Annotated in this window: 18 protein-coding genes; 6 read left to right on the forward strand and 12 right to left on the reverse strand. The window is 63.2% G+C overall.

Annotated features, from left to right (window positions below; all coding sequences use genetic code 11):
• Window positions 1–11: 11 nt before the first annotated feature.
• The 12 genes from ACVW17_RS31755 to ACVW17_RS31810 form a co-directional block, all read right to left on the reverse strand.
• Window positions 12–434, reverse strand: a complete 423-nt coding sequence (locus ACVW17_RS31755; RefSeq protein WP_456798267.1) for a TadE/TadG family type IV pilus assembly protein — start codon at window positions 432–434, stop codon at window positions 12–14.
• Window positions 431–1,786, reverse strand: a complete 1,356-nt coding sequence (locus ACVW17_RS31760) for a pilus assembly protein TadG-related protein (protein ID WP_456798268.1) — start codon at window positions 1,784–1,786, stop codon at window positions 431–433. The genes ACVW17_RS31755 and ACVW17_RS31760 overlap by 4 nt, the downstream gene beginning before the upstream one ends.
• Before the next feature lie 8 nt (window positions 1,787–1,794).
• Complete coding sequence (locus ACVW17_RS31765; RefSeq protein ID WP_456798269.1) at window positions 1,795–2,274, reverse strand: hypothetical protein; 480 nt, start codon at window positions 2,272–2,274, stop codon at window positions 1,795–1,797.
• A gap of 46 nt (window positions 2,275–2,320) precedes the next feature.
• Window positions 2,321–3,232 carry a type II secretion system F family protein gene (locus ACVW17_RS31770; RefSeq protein WP_456798270.1) on the reverse strand — a complete coding sequence of 304 codons (912 nt, stop codon included), beginning with the start codon at window positions 3,230–3,232 and terminating at the stop codon, window positions 2,321–2,323.
• On the reverse strand, window positions 3,229–4,155 hold the full coding sequence (locus ACVW17_RS31775; RefSeq protein ID WP_456798271.1) for a type II secretion system F family protein: 927 nt from the start codon (window positions 4,153–4,155) through the stop codon (window positions 3,229–3,231). Before ACVW17_RS31775 ends, ACVW17_RS31770 begins: the two co-directional genes overlap by 4 nt.
• The gene (locus tag ACVW17_RS31780) at window positions 4,155–5,600 is read right to left on the reverse strand and encodes a CpaF family protein (protein ID WP_456798272.1); all 1,446 of its coding nucleotides are present in this window, start codon (window positions 5,598–5,600) and stop codon (window positions 4,155–4,157) included. Before ACVW17_RS31780 ends, ACVW17_RS31775 begins: the two co-directional genes overlap by 1 nt.
• Entirely contained in the window at window positions 5,597–6,790 is a 1,194-nt protein-coding gene (locus ACVW17_RS31785) for an AAA family ATPase (protein ID WP_456798273.1), read from the reverse strand. Before ACVW17_RS31785 ends, ACVW17_RS31780 begins: the two co-directional genes overlap by 4 nt.
• Before the next feature lie 11 nt (window positions 6,791–6,801).
• The gene (gene cpaB, locus ACVW17_RS31790) at window positions 6,802–7,764 is read right to left on the reverse strand and encodes a Flp pilus assembly protein CpaB (protein WP_456798274.1); all 963 of its coding nucleotides are present in this window, start codon (window positions 7,762–7,764) and stop codon (window positions 6,802–6,804) included.
• Window position 7,765: 1 nt separating this feature from the next.
• On the reverse strand, window positions 7,766–8,272 hold the full coding sequence (locus tag ACVW17_RS31795; protein ID WP_456798275.1) for an A24 family peptidase: 507 nt from the start codon (window positions 8,270–8,272) through the stop codon (window positions 7,766–7,768).
• A gap of 67 nt (window positions 8,273–8,339) precedes the next feature.
• Window positions 8,340–8,561, reverse strand: a complete 222-nt coding sequence (locus tag ACVW17_RS31800; protein WP_456798276.1) for a hypothetical protein — start codon at window positions 8,559–8,561, stop codon at window positions 8,340–8,342.
• Window positions 8,562–8,652: 91 nt separating this feature from the next.
• Complete coding sequence (locus tag ACVW17_RS31805) at window positions 8,653–8,874, reverse strand: hypothetical protein (protein ID WP_456798277.1); 222 nt, start codon at window positions 8,872–8,874, stop codon at window positions 8,653–8,655.
• 370 nt (window positions 8,875–9,244) lie between these two features.
• A complete protein-coding gene (locus ACVW17_RS31810) occupies window positions 9,245–9,832 on the reverse strand; it encodes a hypothetical protein (protein ID WP_456798278.1) in 588 nt (195 codons plus the stop codon).
• Between the two features lie 465 nt (window positions 9,833–10,297).
• Here ACVW17_RS31810 and ACVW17_RS31815 point away from each other — a divergent pair, with 465 nt between their 5' ends.
• From ACVW17_RS31815 to ACVW17_RS31840, 6 genes are all read left to right on the forward strand, one after another.
• Window positions 10,298–10,834: a LabA-like NYN domain-containing protein gene (locus tag ACVW17_RS31815; RefSeq protein WP_456755554.1), complete on the forward strand. Its 537-nt coding sequence runs from the start codon at window positions 10,298–10,300 to the stop codon at window positions 10,832–10,834.
• A 140-nt stretch (window positions 10,835–10,974) separates the two neighbouring features.
• The gene (locus ACVW17_RS31820; RefSeq protein ID WP_456798279.1) at window positions 10,975–11,424 is read left to right on the forward strand and encodes a hypothetical protein; all 450 of its coding nucleotides are present in this window, start codon (window positions 10,975–10,977) and stop codon (window positions 11,422–11,424) included.
• Between the two features lie 368 nt (window positions 11,425–11,792).
• Window positions 11,793–13,406: a TolC family outer membrane protein gene (locus ACVW17_RS31825; RefSeq protein WP_456755556.1), complete on the forward strand. Its 1,614-nt coding sequence runs from the start codon at window positions 11,793–11,795 to the stop codon at window positions 13,404–13,406.
• A gap of 345 nt (window positions 13,407–13,751) precedes the next feature.
• The gene (locus ACVW17_RS31830) at window positions 13,752–15,845 is read left to right on the forward strand and encodes a type I secretion system permease/ATPase (RefSeq protein WP_456756574.1); all 2,094 of its coding nucleotides are present in this window, start codon (window positions 13,752–13,754) and stop codon (window positions 15,843–15,845) included.
• 12 nt (window positions 15,846–15,857) lie between these two features.
• The gene (locus ACVW17_RS31835) at window positions 15,858–17,108 is read left to right on the forward strand and encodes an HlyD family type I secretion periplasmic adaptor subunit (protein WP_456755557.1); all 1,251 of its coding nucleotides are present in this window, start codon (window positions 15,858–15,860) and stop codon (window positions 17,106–17,108) included.
• 216 nt (window positions 17,109–17,324) lie between these two features.
• The gene (locus ACVW17_RS31840) at window positions 17,325–18,338 is read left to right on the forward strand and encodes a transglutaminase-like cysteine peptidase (RefSeq protein ID WP_456755558.1); all 1,014 of its coding nucleotides are present in this window, start codon (window positions 17,325–17,327) and stop codon (window positions 18,336–18,338) included.
• Window positions 18,339–18,370 lie beyond the last annotated feature (32 nt).

Raw genomic sequence — 18,370 nt, forward strand, 5'->3', positions numbered from 1 at the left:
ATCGGCCCTCCTCAGTATGGAATATTGGTGGTCGCGCTCGGCGCGTTGAGCGCCGTGCCCCAGATCGGCATTAGCATGGTGAAGTTTAACTGCTGGGCTTTCACGACGATCGCAGATCCCGACGCGTTCGTGGTCACCGTCGTGGTCACCGTCGGCGTGAGACCGGCGCCATACAGGAATGGGGCGATGGTCTGCTTGTCCGGATCTGCCAGATAGTCACCGGTGCAGGTGGATGGTGACTGGGATTTCAAGACGGCCGGCGTGTAGCACTTGATCATGTTCGCGCGCGCGCTGGCATCAGCAAGCATGCGCAGCGACTGCACCGTGATCGTATAGCGCCCGAAATCGAAGATCGCGAAGATCATGGTGAACAGCGGCACGGCGGCGAGGCAGAACTCCAGGGCCGCCACGCCACGCTGGTCGAGCCTTCTCATGACGGCACCAAGAACACGTTTTGAACGTTCGGCTTTGCTGCCCCATCGTTAGTACAGGTGGAATTGTCCAGCCTCGTATTGCCGATGAATGATATGGAGGCGGCTATGACCTGGTAGCAGCCGGTGCTAGGAGCGCCCGAGGCATTGCCGCCATACTGGACTGCGCTGTTCGGAACATACACCGTGCCGTTGAAATAGCTGGTGGAGCTGCCGGTGATCTTGACGGTGTTGTTGCTCACATCCTCATAGATGAGGAGATCTTTCATCAGGGCCTTTGCCGACGCAGACAATACGGACGGCCCCGCAGGCGACTTCATCGCCGTTAGCTGGATCGTCGGGTTACCGCTGATCGTGAGCGTTCCTCCGCCGAAAAATATCAGGGTCGCAGTTCCTGTTACGGGTGGACTGCCACTGCCATTAATCCTGAGGTTCCCCGTAATGTAGTACGTGCCGCTAAGCGTTATTTTATTGTTCACCGCCGCAGGCAGCGACGGGCTGCCGTTGGTATTGACGCACGCGCCGGCTTCGTAAGATACGATTGTCGAACCGCCGCACGACTTGTTCGGAAAATCATTCGGCACCTTCAACGCCCCAATAGCAGTGGCCAATCCACTCAATGGATCGGGGATCGGTTGCTGATAGGTTTGCACACCCGTGCACTGGCTTCCGCCCGTCTGTGAGCAGCCGCCGACCGTGTAGCTCGGCGCATTCACCTGGATGCCGGAATTGCCCTTGAAGCCGATTGCATTATCGGCCGAGCTGTTCGACGAAATGCCGCAGCTCGGCGAATTGACGGTCGGGCTGCCCTGGAACGTGATGGTGCCTGATATCGCCAACACACACGGCGGTTGCGACAGGGGGCTGATCTGGGCGACACCGGTCGCGTTCACCGTAACTGTCGAGAGGCCAAGCATTGCGGCCAGATATGCCGGCTGCTGCTGGGTGACGACGGCCTTGACGAAGTTTCCGCTGGCGCCGTTCCACGAAGCCACCGTCGTGACCGTGACGGTTTGCGTGATCCCGCTCGGCTGGCTCGCGGGACAGTTGGTGCCGGGATAGGACGAATCGCCCGAATTGCAGAACGCGTTCTGGGCGGCGGCCTCCTTGCCGCGCCAATCGTAGGCCTGTGCATTGTCGCAGGTTGTGCCCGGCTGTCCCGCCGGGGCGCTATCGCACGCCACCCGCAAGGCGCCGGCATAGGCGGCCGCATCTGCCGCCCCCTGGGCGCGCTGCTTGACCGCGTACCACGACGCCGCCTCGCCACCGAGCGCCATCATTCCGATCAACGGCACCAATGCAACCACGGTTGCGAAAGCGGCTGAGCCTCGACGGCAACGGAGCATATTGCGCATGGTCACTCCTATTGAAACCGTTCCGAGTAATACAGCGTGTACGCACAGGAATTGCTGGTGCTGCCGCTGTTGCATAGCGCCGACTTCAACACCATCGGCGTCAACGTGATCGTCGTCGAGTAGTAAAAGTATTTCGGCTTGGAAGGCGCCGAGTTGGTCGAATCGCAGACGGCATAGGTGTCACCGCACCTGAACTGGAGACTGTTGATCGGGAAACGAGGATCGGCCTTGGCGACCGCCGTCGTCACCCAAGTGCTGTTCGCGTTGGTGACGTCAGGTGGCGTCGAATACTGGATCGATTGCCCGAACGCGCGCAGCGCCGCGAACGCCGATACGTACTGGAAGCCGGCCAACGCAAGGTCGGCAAGCGGCAGCAGGATTACCGTCATCAGGAACAGAAAGATGATCGGCATCTCGAACGCGACCGCGCCGCACTGATCGGCGATCAGGGAACGACGGCTCTTCCGGCAGGGCAAAGCATGCAGCACGTTGGCACCTTCACGCTACGGTTCGACGAATGCTCACTCTCATGGCTCATTTCAAACCGAGATTGGCGAATGTCCGGATGAGATGCAGGAACGGGCTTGCACCCAGGATGACGAACATCGCGGGGAGCAGGAACAACACCATCGGGACCGTGAGCTTGGCGCCCAATTTGTGCGCCCGCTCTTCCAGCTTGGTGATGCGCTCCCGGCGCAAATCGACGGCGATGCTGCGCAGCGCCTGGCTGAGCGGCGTGCCGTATTGCAGGCTCTGGCTGACCATGGTGCCGAAGCGGCGGAGCCCTTCCGACGTCATCGCCAACTTCTCGAATGCGTCGGCGCGGTTCGGCAGGATCCGCAGATCGTTGAGCAAATCGTGCAACACCTGGGCGATCGCAGGATTGGTCTCCCTCATCTCGTCCGCCACGCGTTCGATCGCGCTCTCCAGACCCATGCCCGCCTCGCTGCACACGACGAGCAGATCGATGGTGTCGGGCGTCCCGGTCCGGATTGCCTTGTCGAAGCGCCGCTTCAGAACCAACAGAATCAGACGCGGCAACATGATTCCGATCGCCACGCCAAGCAACGTGAGGATGATCGCGTCGCCGAACGAACCTCCGACGATCTGCGAAAGCGAGAAAGCCGCGGCCGGAAACGCAAACGTGCTGACGGTCTTGAAGCCGATCCAGATCGGCAGCGTGCGGTGGTGATTGAACCCCGCCGATTGCAGAATCATCCGCAAATCGTCGAGATTCTCCTGGCCGTAGAAGCGACGGTAGCGCTGGCCGACCGATGAGAGCCAGCCGATCAGGTCCTTCGATGCGGCCGCCCGGTCGGGAATGCCCAGCACCGCGTTCGACACCCGCGTATCCAGCGCGCGAATGTGGACTTCGCGGATGATCAACAGGAAGGTCGCGGCCGCGGCCACGACGGCCAGGGCGGCCAGACTGACAGCAGCCGTCATAGCGTCGTCTCCCTTGTGATCATCCAGCGGATCACGAAGTGTCCCGACACGACCGAGCACACCACGAAGGCGAGCAGCATGTGTCCGACCGGATCGTACAACAGCAGATCAACCGATGGCGGATTGATCATGTAAAGCAGCCCACCGACGATCAGCGGCGCCGCCGTCAGCGCGCGCGATGAAAAGATGACCTCACCCGCCAACGCCTTGGCACGCTGCGCCAGTGCAACCCGCTGTCTCACAGTCTCGCCCAGCGTCGCCAAGGTCTCGGCCAGGCTGCCGCCAGTCTTCAATTGCACCGCAAGCGTGACAGCGAACATCGCATATTCCGCCAAGCCCGTTCGCCGATAGACCGCTTCCACGGCTTCCTCCGGCGACCTGCCGAAATTCAGTTCGTTGCAGACGATCGCGAACTGCCCGGCCGTGGGTTGCGGCATCTCCTTGGCGATGGTGCGAAACGCCTCGTGGACAGGCAGCCCCGATCGAACGGTGCTCGTCACCAGCTGCACGGCATCGGGAAGCTGACGGAACAGGAGATCGGTGAACCGGCGCTGCTGCCATCCAAACAGGCCGCGCACGACCAGGAGGGCCAGGATCGCGGCTGCGATGGCGGCATACTCGCCGGGAAACTTCAGGATCCCGTTCACATAGATGATCGCCGCCGCCACCAGGCCTGCTGCCAGCAGCACATAGACCGGGCGCACCAGGTAGACGATATCCGGACGGTAATTGACGAAGCGTTGCAGCAGATACCACCGCGATGTCTGCGCCCTGCGACGGATCGACACCAGATCCTCCGCTTCAGCGATCGGCAGCACGACCTCTAGGCGCCGCTCCATCCGCCGCTGTCGCGCATCGAGCCACAGCGTGTTGGCCGCGGCACAGAGAAGAAGCACCAGGACGATGATCAGGGGCGTCGACATCAGATATGCCTCATTGCCTCGGACCAGGCTCGATCGAGCCCGTAATAGACCAAGCGGCTCTTGAACTTCGGGACCGCATTGGTGGACCTGTAGGTGCCCGAGATCCGCCCGTGAATGTCCTCGTCCTTGTACTCGAACAGCGCAATGTCGTTGGTGGTGATCACTTCGCCCTCGAGCCCGATCACCTCGCTGACTTGCACGATGCGGCGCTGGCCGTCGCGCATGCGCTCGACCTGCACGATGAGATCGAGGGCCGCGACGATCTGGGAGCGGATGGCGCGCGACGGCAGATTGACCTGCCCCATCTGCACCATGTTCTCCACGCGCGTCAGCGCATCGCGCGCGCTGTTGGCGTGCACCGTCGAGATCGAACCGTCATGGCCGGTGTTCATCGCCTGCAGCATGTCGAATGCCTCGGCGCCGCGCACCTCGCCCACCACGATGCGGTCCGGACGCATACGAAGCGCGTTCCACAGGAGATCACGCTGCGTGACCTGCCCGGTGCCTTCGAGGCTCGGAGGCCGCGTCTCGAGGCTGATCACATGCGGCTGCTGGAGCTGCAATTCCGCAGCGTCCTCGATCGTGACGATGCGCTCGCTGTGGTCGATGAACTGGCTCAGGGCATTGAGCAGCGTCGTCTTGCCCGAACCGGTTCCACCGGAGACCAGAATGTTGAGCCGGCAGCGGGAAGCGATCTCCAGCAATTGGCCGATGGCCGCGTTCATCGTTCCGTTTTCGATCATCCCGGCGATGTTGTAGCGCCGGCTCGGAAACTTTCGGATCGAGATGCAGGGACTGTGGATCGCCAGCGGCGGCAGGATGATGTTGACGCGGCTGCCGTCAGGCAGGCGGCAGTCCACCATCGGGCTGGATTCGTCGACACGCCGACCGACCTGCGACGCAATTTTCTGGGCGACCGAGGCGATATGGTCGTTGTCGCGGAAGCGGACCGCGACGCGCTCGAGCCTGCCGGCCCGCTCGACATAGACGTTGCTCGGCCCGTTGATCATGATGTCGTTGATCGTCTCGTCGAGCAGCAGCGGGCGAAGCGGCCCGTAGCCGGTCATGTCGTCGGCGATCTCTTCTGCCAGGAAGAGCTGCTCGCGGCCCGATAGCTCCAGCCGCTCCTGATTAGCGATGCCGTGGATGATCTCCTCGATCTGCCGCCGCAGCACGTCGCGGGGGACGGTCGTGGCGACCGACGGCTCGATCTGTTCGATGACCCGCTCGCGCAGCGACGCGGGCATCACCGGGTGGTGCGACGGCTCGTCATGCTTCGGGGTCGATGCAAACAGGCTGGACGCCGATGGCGCCGCCGCGGCCGACTCCATCGGCGGCAAGGCCGGCGGGACCGCATGCACGCTTGGTGCCGCTGGCGGCGCGACGAGCACCGCACCGGGCATCCGCACTGGCATTTCGTCTGCACGCCTGCCGAACTTTTTCATAGCCCGAGCCACCTCTTCCAGCCTGCCTTCTTCATTGAACCGACGCCGGTGATCTCCCGTACGATCGGCGCAAGGTGCCGCCGGAGCCTGGATACATGCTTGAGCGCGGGAACACCGAGGTTGACGGCCTGAGTCATGCCCTTGCCGAGATCCGGGATCACCATGTCGGGTTCGGCGCCCAGCGCCTTGACGATCGTCGCCCGCGGCAGGCCGCCGGCGCGATCGGCGCGATTGAGCAAGGTGAAGACGCGATCCTTGCCGGCGATGTTGGTGACGGCATTGCGCAGCGCATGGGCGTTGCGCAGGCCGGTCACCTCGGCTTCCAGCAGAACCAGCACGTGACGCGACATCTGGATGACCGGATAGATCGATGCCGGGAACGGCACCGGCACGTCGACGACGACGTAGTTGAAGCGTTGCCGAAGCAGGCCGATCACATGGCGGACGCCGGCTTCGGTGATGTCGAGCTTGGCGTCGAGGTCTTCGTCGCCGGAAATCAGGCAAACCCGATCGTTCACCTCGATTGCCGCGCGCTCCAGGAACAGCGTGTCGGCCCGCATCGGGTTTTCCAGCGCAATGCGCAAGCCCGGACCGGGGCGGACGCCCAGCATCACCGCGGTCTCGCCGCCCTGCAAATGCAGGTCGAGCAGCGCGACCTTGGCCTTGGTGGTCTCGGCCAGTTGCAGCGCGAGGTTGATCGCGACGCTGGTCGCTCCGGCACCGCCCTGCGCACCGCAGATCGAGACCACATGTCCGCCGCGGTCGCTCTGGGCGGGTGCAGTGTCGCCGCCCAGCAGCTTCGGGCGGAGCTGGTCCAGTACCATGTCCCGCGTGATTGGCGTCGGAAGGTACTCAGTAAGGCCGATTTCCATCAGTTCGCGATAGAAGGTGATCTCCCTGTTCTCGCCGATCAGGCACACCTTGACATCGGGCGGACAGACGCTCGCCAAACGCTCCAGTTCAGTGAAAGGATCATCGATCCCGCTGATGTCGGTCACCAGCGCGGTCAGATCGGTATCGGTCTCGAGCATGCGCGTTGCATGACGGATGGTGCCGCGCCGGATCACCAGGTTGCTGCCGTCGAGACCCTTGCGAAGCGCCGCCGCGCTCAGCTCATCATTCACGAAGCAGACGATGCGGTTACGCGCGAGTGCGGACGTTGTCTCTGCCGGTGATTCCACGATTGCCATGTTCACACTCATCAACGTTTCTCCGCGCTCCTGCCGACGTCTCCGGCCGCAGCCGTGGTCTGGGGTTCGGGCCCCGCCTGCACGTCGCAGCCCACGCTGGCGTCGTCGTCCAAATCCTGCTTCCTGACCGAGTATTGCTTGACCTCGTTGCCGGTATAAATCGCCACCATCGTGCTCTGGCCGGCAACCGCACTCTGGCGCGCCAGCTCGGGCGACACGTCGCAGCTCGATGTCGCACCGGTGTCGGCCTTGTCCCATTGCTCGGCCGCAGCCCGGACCACGAGCGAGAGCGTTCCAAGCTGCTTGGCGACGGCGACCTTCTTGACCTGGCTCGGCTTGAGCTCCAGCGAGACGGTCTGCGCCGTCTTGCCTGCGACGGCATTGACGACCGGACGGCCCCCCTGCGCAATCTCCTGGTCGATCGCAATGACGCGTACGTTAGACAGAACAGTCTCACTGACAGCTCGCTTCACCGGAGCCGCCTTCTCGAACACCTGGGTCAGCACCACGTCGACATTGTCGCCCGGCCGGATCAGGCCCGAGACGCCGGTCTCCTCGTCGACCTTGATGCTGATGGCGCGGCTATCCGGCGCCAGAACGCTGGCAAGGAAGCCCCGATCCTTCGGACGCAGGATGTCGTCTAGGGTAATGGCACTGCCGGCGTCGACGAACCTGCGAACCAGAGAACCGGGAAGTCCGGCCTTGGTATCCGGGCTTTCGAGGATCGCCCCGGAGGGGACACGGTCCGGCGCCGCCTGGCGCACGGCGAAATCCTCGTCCCGCGCCAACGTTCCCTTCGAGAGCACACGTGTCGCGACGAAGTAGCCGACCGTCGGAGCCGCGACCGGCGGCTTGCCGATAGCTTCTACGACCGTATGTTGCTTCGGTTGGTTCACGTTGTAGGCAATGAGCCCGAGCGCCGTCGCCGCCAGCAACAGCACCATGATGATCGAGAAGCGCAATGCGGACGACATATCAAAATCCTTTGCTCAAAATGGTCCAGATACCACCACACGCGATGGCGACTCCGTAAGGCAGCGGCGCATGTCGCAAATGACGCCAGCGCTCGACCACGTAAACCCTTCGCAGCAGCGACGATCCGGCAGGCGCCAGCTTCGGTTGCGGCAGGCGTCGCATCGCCAGATGCACCGTGGCCAGACCGCCGCCGGCCATTGCGGTTACCATCAACAGCTCGATCACGCTGGCCAGTGGGAAACCGATCGCCAGGGCAACCAGCAACTTGACATCGCCGCCGCCGATCATCCCGCGCTGGTAGATCACGAAGAGCAGCAGAAACAGAATCGCAGCGACGATCAGCGACTGGCCGATCTGGATCGGGTTGGCCAATTGACCGGCGATCCCGAGGAACGCCAGCGCCAGACAGATTTCGTTTCGGATCAACCGTGTCGCGATATCGATCGTTGCGACATAAAACAACAATGCGATTTCCAGACACGCGGTCGTGGACGCAATCCAATTCATGAAATAAAACGCCTCTGGGAACGCGGGGGCATGAAATAATGCCCCCGATAAATGCCGCCCTCGGGACTTAGTGGTTTGAAACCGCCGTAGTGACCGCGGTGCTGACCGCGGTGATGGCACCGGTCAGCGCGGTCGTGAGAGGACTCGTCCCCCCAGCGGTACCGAACGCTGCAGCCACGGCGGCCACGATACAGGCGGCAACGATCACGTACTCGAACGACACAACGCCGTCCTTGTCCGCACGCAAACGCTTCAAACCTTCCAGAATCATGATGTAAGACTGTAACATGGGCAAAAGCCCTCCTCTCAAATTCGCAAAATGGTTATGCGGTTGATAGCCGTTAGCTGAAAAACCAGCCAACGGCGCTCAACATTGGACCTTAATGGTTTGAAACCGCCGTAGTGACCGCGGTGCTGACCGAGGTGATGGCATTCTTCAGCGCGGTCGTGAGAGGACTCGTCCCCCCAGCAGTACCGAACGCTGCAGCCACGGCGGCGACGACGCAAGCGGCAACGATCACGTACTCGAACGATACGACGCCGTCCTTGTCCGAGGCGAGGCGCTTGAAGGCTTCGGTGGTCTGGATGTAGAGCTTCAACATAGGAAAATATCCCTTTTACATGAAATTTACGCAATATGTTGGCAGGGCAAAATCCAAGGCCAACTAGGATTTTCTTATAATGCGTCGCGAGAAATCTGTCGATTGGTAATCGTTTATTAACCCTACCTGCGGCGCGACTGGCGCCGTGTTCGGCCGCGGCAATCCGCGACCGTTCGCACGATATCCCTTAAATTATAGGCGTTTCGACATTTCGCGACATTTCAGCCTGCCCGCTCCGTGCGAATACGGTGACCGCACATCCAGAGCGCGATACCGACGAATCCGTCGCGCGAACGAGGCCGACGGTGGCAGCGTCGCGATCCGGCTTCGCAAAGTTCCCGCCGGTTGTCCTTCACAGGGATCGACCTTCTCAATAGCACGTCCCGGAATCCCCTCCGAGCCGCCCGCAACCCTCCCCGTTGGACTGCCGCCACTGCGTGACCGCCAGCGGCACCTTGTTCGCGTCCGCCGGTGCGGCCGGCAGTCTGCTGTGCTCTTCATCGAGCAGCTGCGAATGGAGCTTCTGGATCTGGATGTTTCGCTCGAGCAGGGAGATTGTTCTTGCCTGAACCTGCTCCGCCAGCGTCTTGCGCAGGGCGTTCTCCCGATCGAGCAAGTCGGGAAACGGCAACAGCGGCCGCACCGGTTCGGTTGCCTTGATCACGCAAGCCGCCCTCGCCACCGCCTGCGCAATCTGATCCGGAAAGCTGTTGCGACATTCTACGAGCGCGCCGCTCAGATTGACCGTTTCCGCCACTGGTGACGGTGTGCTTGTCACTTCCGGGGGCGGCGCCGGTGTCGTTGTTGCCGCTGGTGTCGGCTCGGTGGCCGCTGCTGCCGTCTCCGTTGTCGGGTCTGCTGCCGGTCCCGCATCCTTTTCGTTGGCCTGCCGCGCAGCGCCGCAACAGGACAGCAGGATGCAGAGCGAAAAGACGACCACGCATCTCGCGCGCTTCAACCAGGCCGCTCCCTCCTGATCGCTGATCTGACGGCAAACTAACCCGATCGACGTACCTCCTTCGGTCACGCCCGCAAGCAAGAATAAAGATGTCTGTGCATCAGGGGCGCAGAACCGTCCCCTCCTTTAGCGATAAAAATTCCAATCTTCGAAAAACCAAATCCGCAAAATCAAGTGATCGTCTCAAATATCGCCCGGCGCCAAACGGCACGTCAGCTCGTTGATGGTAAATGCATTCCGGCTGCGCAGGCAATAGCAACCTTGCCTGGCGACAGGCGTCGGCGCGGCCGGATCAGCATGCGCTGGATGAGATACTCCTAACGCGCTGGCGGAACTTTCCGCTTCATCACCGCCGAGTCCTTGCTTTAGGATCAGGCATTTCAACAGGGGGCGCCGCCGTGCGCGCCCCAAGGAATTTCAAGAACCAAAGCGTACATCGACTGATCCGGCGTCATGGGGCTCGAGATGACCGATCGTATTGCACTCTTCATCGATGGTGCGAACCTGCACACCACGGTCAAGAACCTCGGCTTCGAAGTCGACTTCCGGCGCTTGCTCACCGAGTTCGGCAAGCACGGGCAAATCGTCCGCGCCTATTTCTACACGGTCGTGAGAGACGATGACGAGTTCAGCAGCCTTCGGCCGCTGGTGGATTGGCTCGACTACAATGGATATGCGGTCCGACGAAAGTCGGCCAAGCAGCATGACGACGGCGACGGACGGCGGCGCATGAAGCGCAGCATCGGCATCGAGCTCGCGGTCGACGCACTGGAAATCGCGCCGCGCATCGACCAGGCATTCCTGTTCTCCGGCGATGGCGACTTGCGCGCCGTAGTCGAAGCTGTCCGGCGGATGGGCGTGCGCGTCACCGTCATTTCCAGCATTCGAACCAAGCCTCCGATGATCGCCGATGAGCTTCGCAGGCACGCCGACGCCTTCGTCGAACTCGAGAGCCTCAGGCAATCGATCGAGCGCCCGCCGCATCCGATTGCGCCGGAGTGACGACGTAAGCGCCTCCCGACCTCACCCGCCGGGCTCGCCTGCAAACAGGAGCGCGGTGCTGCTGTCCGTACATCACCGAGTTGCGCAGCGCGGTTCGAGACTTCACTATGATCCGAACGCAACTGCGGAGGGAAGAACCAATGTGGCGGTCGGTCGGCTGCCTGGTGTTGCTGCTGGCAACGACGAGCGCGGCGCCAGCAGCTTCTTCCAGGTTCACCTGTGACACACCGCGGGGCAAGCGGGTCGAGCCCGGCGCCTCGGGCAACACCATTCAATGGATCGAGGACGATCTGGAGACGGTCCGGCCTGCCGTGGTGATCGATGGCGAAACTTTCACGGTCACCTGGGGAACGTCGGTCGCGGCGGAAGGCAAGCCAGCGAAGCTCACGACCTATGTCTTCGCCGCCGCCCATCGGACCGCGTCATCGATCTTCGCAACCCGCGTCGACGAGTCCACTGCCGAGATCTACCGGTTCTATTTTGGCAGCAAGTCGCTCTACAAGCTGACCAGCCGCCTGGAGGCCCCCTCGTCCGACTCGAAGGCCACGCCCTTCGTTGCAGCCTACCTTGCGAGTTGTCGGGAGCAGTAGGCGATGACCGGCCGTTATTAAGGCGGACTTAACCGATCTTCCCTGTTCTGGTCGCCAGTGTTGCCCGTCGGCACGCCTCCGACTTGCAGCCAAAATTGCCGCCAAACCATTGGATTTTAATAAAGATATCTGGATTCGCGCGCGCCCATCCGCAGCGATGCCGATCCCACTTAGAGCCATTGTGTGGCTGAAATGTCATAGGTTGCGGAACCATCCGCTGTTAGCCTTCCGCAGATTCTTACGTAATATTTTTGTGAGTAGGGGCGGAAGTTATGAGATCGGCATACACGGTAATTGCGTGCCTCTGCCTGGCGGCAACGTCAGCGCGTGCCGAGGTCTTTTCCATTAACGATGCCTTGCGCCAGGCCATGTTGACCAACCCGGGCGTGGGCGAGGCTTCCGCGAACCGGCGTGCGACCGAAAGCGAGCTGAGACAAACCCAGAGCACGCTGCTGCCGCAGGTGCGCGTCGACGCCAGCTACGGTCCGGAGAAATTCGATCAGCCGCCCGGCGTCATCAACACCGTGCAGACGCCGACCGTGGGTTCAGGCCCGTGGCGCAATGGCAGCCAGGAATCGGTGGTCGTGCGCCAGCTGCTGTGGGACGGCTTTTCGTCGATCTATGACGTCTGGCGCCAGACCGCGCGCGTCAATGCGGCGGCCTCGCGCGTCAAGGAACGAACCGAGCTGCTCGCCCTCGACGCCGCCGAAGGCTACATGGACGTCGTGCGCTACATCCGCCTGGTGAGCCTTGCCCAGCAGAACGTCGCCAATCACGAGAAGATCTTTGCAAACGTGAACTCCCGCTTCTCCGGCGGCCGGGCCGGCGAAGGCGACCTCGAGCAGGCGCGGGAACGCGTCGAGGCCGCCCGTGCGGCGCTCGCGGAATTCCAGCGCAGCCTCGATGACGCGCGGGCGAAGTACCGCAAGGTCGTCGGGCTCGAGCCGATCAACGTCCGCTTCCCCGCCCCTCTCGGTGGATTGCCGAGCAGCCGCGACGAAGCGCTGGCGACCACGCTGCGCTTCAATTCGACCATCGCCGCGGCCCAGTCCGACGCCGACGCCGCCAAGCATGCGTTCAAGGCGACCGACGGAACGTTCGGCCCGAAATTCTACCTCGAGGGCCGCGCCACCCACTACGACAATTCATTCCCATACGTGACGGCGCCGGGAAGCCCTGCCGTGACCCATGAGGATTACAGCGGCAAGGTGGTGATGTCGTGGGACATCTTCCGCGGCGGCCAGGATGCCTGGAACAGGTCGGAGAAAGCCGAGCGCTATACCGAAGCCACCATGCGCCACGCGCGCTTGCAGCGCGACGCCTATGAGTCGATCGACAAGGCGTGGAATGCCCGTACGATTACGGCCACGCGCATTTCGGCTCTGACCCGTCAGCTGGAAGCGGACCGCAAGACCATCGCGGCATTCCAGAAGGAATACGAGCTCGGCCAGCGCTCCCTGATCGATCTGCTCAACGCACAGAACCAGTTCTTCAACGCGTCGGTCTCGCTCACCTCGGCCCGCAGCGTGGTCGTTTTCGCCGACTACCAGTTGCTGGCCGCGATGGGCACCTTGATCGAGTATCTGAAGGCCCCGCCCCCGGTCGATGCGGCGCCGACCGACATGCTGTCGATTGGCCTGCCGCGCTACTCGTTCCCCACCCTGCGCGTGAACCTGCCGCAGACCGGCTCCGAGCCGCTGCAGGTCGCCGTTCCGGCCCCCACTGCCGCTGCCCGCCCCGCCAAGGGCTACAAGGGCTATGCCGCAGTTCAGCCGAAGGATAACGGCTTTGCGGACCGCTTCACCGGTTCGACGACGACGGCTTCGGTGCCTGGATCCGCGGAATGGATGCAACAGCAGAAGAATGCCGCTGACGGTCCGAACGTCATTTACGCCGACCCGTCGGTCACGGCGAATGCCAGCTCCTATGCGTCCACCAGGCCGCACTGGCTGCTGTCGGCCTTCCCGAGTTCCGCGCAATAGCCGCCACTTGGCCAAAACCAGGGCTAAGATCAGGACCATGACTTCCGAAAGGGCCCCAGAAGGGGCCCTTTCGATTCCCGTATTAATACTTAAAGCAAGTTTCGCTGATTTTGTTCGCTGTTTGTTGTAGTCTCCAAGCAATCGTTGAATGCGATTTCTGCATTTCCATTTTGGTTATCGAGGTTTCAGTTGTTGTTTCGAACCCCCAGCGCGGTGGCTGATGCCGGCCGCTCCCCGTCAGATGATTCAACTTCAACGGCTGCCGCGACGAGCCGGCCGCGCACGCTCGGCGACGATCCCCTCACCGCATCGCTAACCTATCTCGCCGCCCATCACGGCCGCGCCGTGAGCCGCGAAGCGCTGCTCGGCGGACTTCCGATCACGGATGGACGCCTGTCGGTTTCGCTCTACGACCGCGCCGCGCGACGTGCGGGCCTTGAGACCGAGGCCGTCAAGCGCGCGATTGCGGACATTCCCGCGCTGGTGCTGCCGGCCGTCCTCATCATGAAGGACGGCTCCGCGCTCATCCTGCTCGGCGTCGACCCGGCGAACAAGTCGATCAAGATCGTCGAGCCGGCGACACCGCAGACCCCGCGCATCGCCGGCATCGCCTCGCTCGCTGCGGACTATACCGGCTACGCATTTCTGGTGCGAAGCGCAGCGCAGGCCGATGCGCGCACCGTCGCCGCAGGAGACATCCCCAGGAACCACTGGTTCTGGTCGGTCGTGAAGGCGCACTGGCGCAGCTACGGGCACATCGCGATCGCGGCCTTCCTGACCAACGTCCTGGCGCTGGCGACCCCGCTCTTCACGATGAGCGTCTATGACCGCGTCATCCCCAACGGTGCGATCCCCTCCCTGATCGCGCTCTCGATCGGCATGGGGCTCGGCATCGTCTTCGATTTCATCTTCCGCATGGTCCGCAGCCGCATGATCGACGTCACGGGCAAGACCATCGACGTCGTGCTCGCCGCCAATATCTTCGAGCATGTAATGGCCGTGAAGATGGCGCAGCGGCCGACCTCGGTCGGCATCATCGCCAATCAGCTCCGCGACTTCGACTCGGTGCGCGAATTCTTCACCTCCGGCAGCGTGGTCTCGGCGACCGACCTGCTGTTTGCCATCCTGTTCGTCGGGGTGCTGTTCATCATCGCCGGGCCGCTGGCCTGGATCCCGCTGATCATGCTCCCGCTCGTCATGCTGATCGGTTTTCTGCTGCAGCGTCCGCTCGATCGTGCGATGAAGCGCCTGCAAGCCGAATCCGCCGCCCGGCACGGCGTGCTGGTCGAGTCGCTGTCGAGCCTGGAGACCGTCCGCGCGACCGGCGCCGAGGCCCGCATGCAGACCTTGTGGGAGCGCTCGGTCGCGGCGACCGCCCGGTCCGGCGAGGACGTCCACTTCTGGTCGTCGATGTCGCTGACCAGCGCGAGCACCGCGCAGCAGATCACCAGCCTGCTGATGGTGATCGTCGGCATCTTCCTGATCCTCGACGGCAAGCTGAGCGTCGGCGCGCTGGTCGCGGCCAACATGCTCGCCGGCCGCATCCTGGCGCCGATCGCAGGCATCGCCTCGGTCATCACCAAGGGCACGCAGACCTTGTCGTCGCTCAAGGCGATCGACCGCATCATGTCGATCGAGCGCGAACGCTCGCCGACCCGATCCTACGTCGCTAGGCGGATCGACGACGGCAAGGTCGCTTTCGAGAACGTCTCGTTCGCCTATCCCAACGCGCCGGGCAACGCGCTCGAGAAAGTCAGCTTCAAGATCGAGGGCGGAGAAAAGGTCGGCATCATCGGCCGGGTCGGATCCGGCAAGACCACGGTCGGCAGGCTGCTGCTCGGATTCTACGAGCCGAAGGAAGGCCGGATCATGGTCGACGGCGTCGACTCGCGCCAATACGATCCTTCGGACCTGCGCGCCGGCATCGGCTTTGCGATGCAGGACACCGACCTCTTCTACGGCAAGCTGCGCGACAACATCGCCCTCGGCAAGCCGGAGGCGACCGACGAGGAAATCCTGCTGGCCGCGCGGCTCTCCGGCGTCGAGAGCTTCATCGCCGGCCATCCGATGGGCTATGACATGCCGATCTCGGAAGGCGGCCGCAGCCTGTCCGGCGGCCAGAAGCAGGCCATCGGGCTCGCGCGTGTCCTGATCCGCAAGCCCCGCGTGCTGTTCCTCGATGAGCCGACGGCGCATTTCGATATTCGCAGCGAGCAGGAATTCCTCGAGCGCCTCAAGGGGCTCCGCGACGAGCGCATGACGATCATCATTTCGACCCATCGTCTGTCATTGCTCAACATGGTCGATCGCCTGCTGCTGTTCGACAATGGCCGTCTGGTTGCCGACGGCCCGCGCGACAAGGTGCTCGCCTTGCTCCAGGGCAAGCCCGCGTCCACGCCGCCGTCGCCCGAGAATACGATCCAGCCGAAATCTGCATAACGAGCGAATATTATGGCGTCTTCCGATTTTGCTTTCGCAAACGACATCCGGTCCGCGGCGCTGCTGCGCACGCCCCGCACCTCACGCATGCTGCTGTGGACCTCCTGCGCGCTGCTGGCGACGTTTGTGGTCTGGGCGCATTTCGCGGTGCTCGACGAGGTCAAGCGCGGCAGCGGCCGCGTCGTGCCGTCGCGGCAGATGCAGGTGGTGCAATCGCTCGAAGGCGGCATCGTCGGCGACATCCTGGTGCGCGAAGGCGACATCGTTCAGCAGGGCCAGTCCCTGATGCGTATCGACGACACCAAGTTCGCTTCCGAGTTCGGTGAGATCCGTGAGCGCCGCGCGGCGATGGCGGCGCGGGTAGCCCGCCTCGACGCCGAGGCGCGCGGACGTAGCGAGCTCACCTTCCCGGACGATCTCGACAAGATGGTTCCTGCCGCGGTCGCGACCGAGACCAGCGTGTTCAAGATGCGGGGCCAGAAGGTCGCGCAGGACATCGACGTGCTCAACCAGCAGGTCACCCGCCTCACCGGCTCGCTGAAGCTTCTGGAACGCGAGCAGACCCTGACCCGCAAGCTGTATGAGCAGAAGGTGGTGCCCGAGATTGAGATGCTGCGGCTCGATCGGCAGGCCACCGAGATGAAGGGGCAACTGGCCGAGGCGCAATCGAAGATCGCCAACATCACCGCGTCGTTCCGTTCGCAGGCCGACGAGGATCTGGCCAAATCGCGTGCCGACCTCGCCGTGCTCGACGAAAACATCAAATCCGCCCAGGACCGGGTGCGCCGCACCGACCTGAAGGCGCCGGTCCACGGCATCGTCAACAAGTTGAACATCAGCACCATCGGTGCCGTCGTGCAGCCCGGCGCCAATCTGATGGACATCGTTCCGCTGGACGACACGCTGCTGGTGGAGGGACGGATCCGTCCGCAGGACATCGCCTTCATCCGTCCGGACCAGGACGCGGTGGTGAAGATCAGCGCCTATGATTCCTCGGTCTACGGATCGCTCAAGGGCAAGGTCGAACGCATCAGCGCCGACACCATCGTCGACGACAAGGCGGAGAAGACCGAACGTCCGGAGACCTTCTATCGGGTCATGGTGCGCACCGATAAGAACCATCTCGGCACCGAGCAGCATCCGCTGCCGATCATTCCGGGCATGGTGACCACGGTCGAGGTGCTGACCGGTGAAAAATCCGTGCTGGACTACATCGTGAAGCCGGCCCGCCTGCTGCGCGACGAGGCCCTGCGCGAACGCTGATCGCGGCCCGCGCATGGTTACCCGTTTATGACCTGCGGTCGTTCAATTTCGAACGAACCGGCAAACCCTGGATTGACCGCCTTTCCGACAATGCCAGGCGGCAGCCCCTCCACTTAACTCCGCTTAAGCGGCCAAGGCGTCAGTCTGCGCCCCGATAACAGCGGGGACGCAGATCGGCGCACAGACGTTGACGGTCCCCGGTATTGGGGACGTCATATGAAGTCGCTGAAGATTGCCTCGTCGGCGGTCATGGCCGTGGCTGCACTTTCAATAAGTCTTTGCGCAGCCTCATCCGCATTTGCCGCGGACGAACTGTCTCTCGGCAGCTCCGCCGGCGAGCTTACGGCGACGGCGGACGCCGCATCGAACCGCCCGCCGGCCACCTTCTTCACCATCACCGACGTGCTGGCCAAGCTCGACCGGCAGCGTGGCCGCGGCCCGAACGCGCTTCGCACCGCCGCGCTGACGCCGACGAACACCGCGACCGACGCCTCGCCCGCGGCGAAACCGCTGCCGCCTGTCGGCGCCGAGCCGTTCGGCCTGTTCACGTTCCGCGCACCGGAGAACGGCCTGTGGCGCAAATGGCGCGGCCTCGAATCCGATCTCGCCAAAGAGCAGACCGTGCTCGCGCATTGCCGCGAGAACGCGGCCGCCTGCCCGCCCAATGCCGCGCAATTCCTCCGCCTGATCAACGCGGTCAAGTCCAAGTCCGGACGCGACCGGCTGGATGAGGCCAACCGCGCCGTCAACCAGGCGATCCGCTATGTCAGCGACTTCGCACAGCATGGCGAAGCCGACCGCTGGACCGCCCCGCTCGCCACTTTCGCGACCGGCAAGGGCGATTGCGAGGACTACGCGATCGCAAAATACATCGCGCTCAGCGAAGCCGGCTTCCCGCGTGAAGAGCTGCGCCTGGTGCTCGGCCGCGATCGCGCCATCCGGCAGGATCATGCGGTGCTGGCGGCGCGGCTCGACGGCCGCTGGCTGATCCTCGACAGCCGCCGCGCCGAGCTGATCGACGACGGCGAGCTCGGCAACTTCACGCCGATGTTTGCGATCAACGAGCACGGCGTCCAGCTCTTTGCAGCGCCCTACGCCAAGCGACTGCCGCTCGGCGACGAGCTCGATGCCACACCGGCGGCCGCCAATGCGGCAGAGGCCGAATGGACCGGCATGGAGCCGCTCGAGGCCGCGGACCCGCTCCCGGGCTTTCTGCCCGTACTGATGTAGCGGCCCCGATCCAACAAAAATCCGCGGAGTTG

This window comes from Bradyrhizobium sp. USDA 4473, assembly GCF_054063335.1.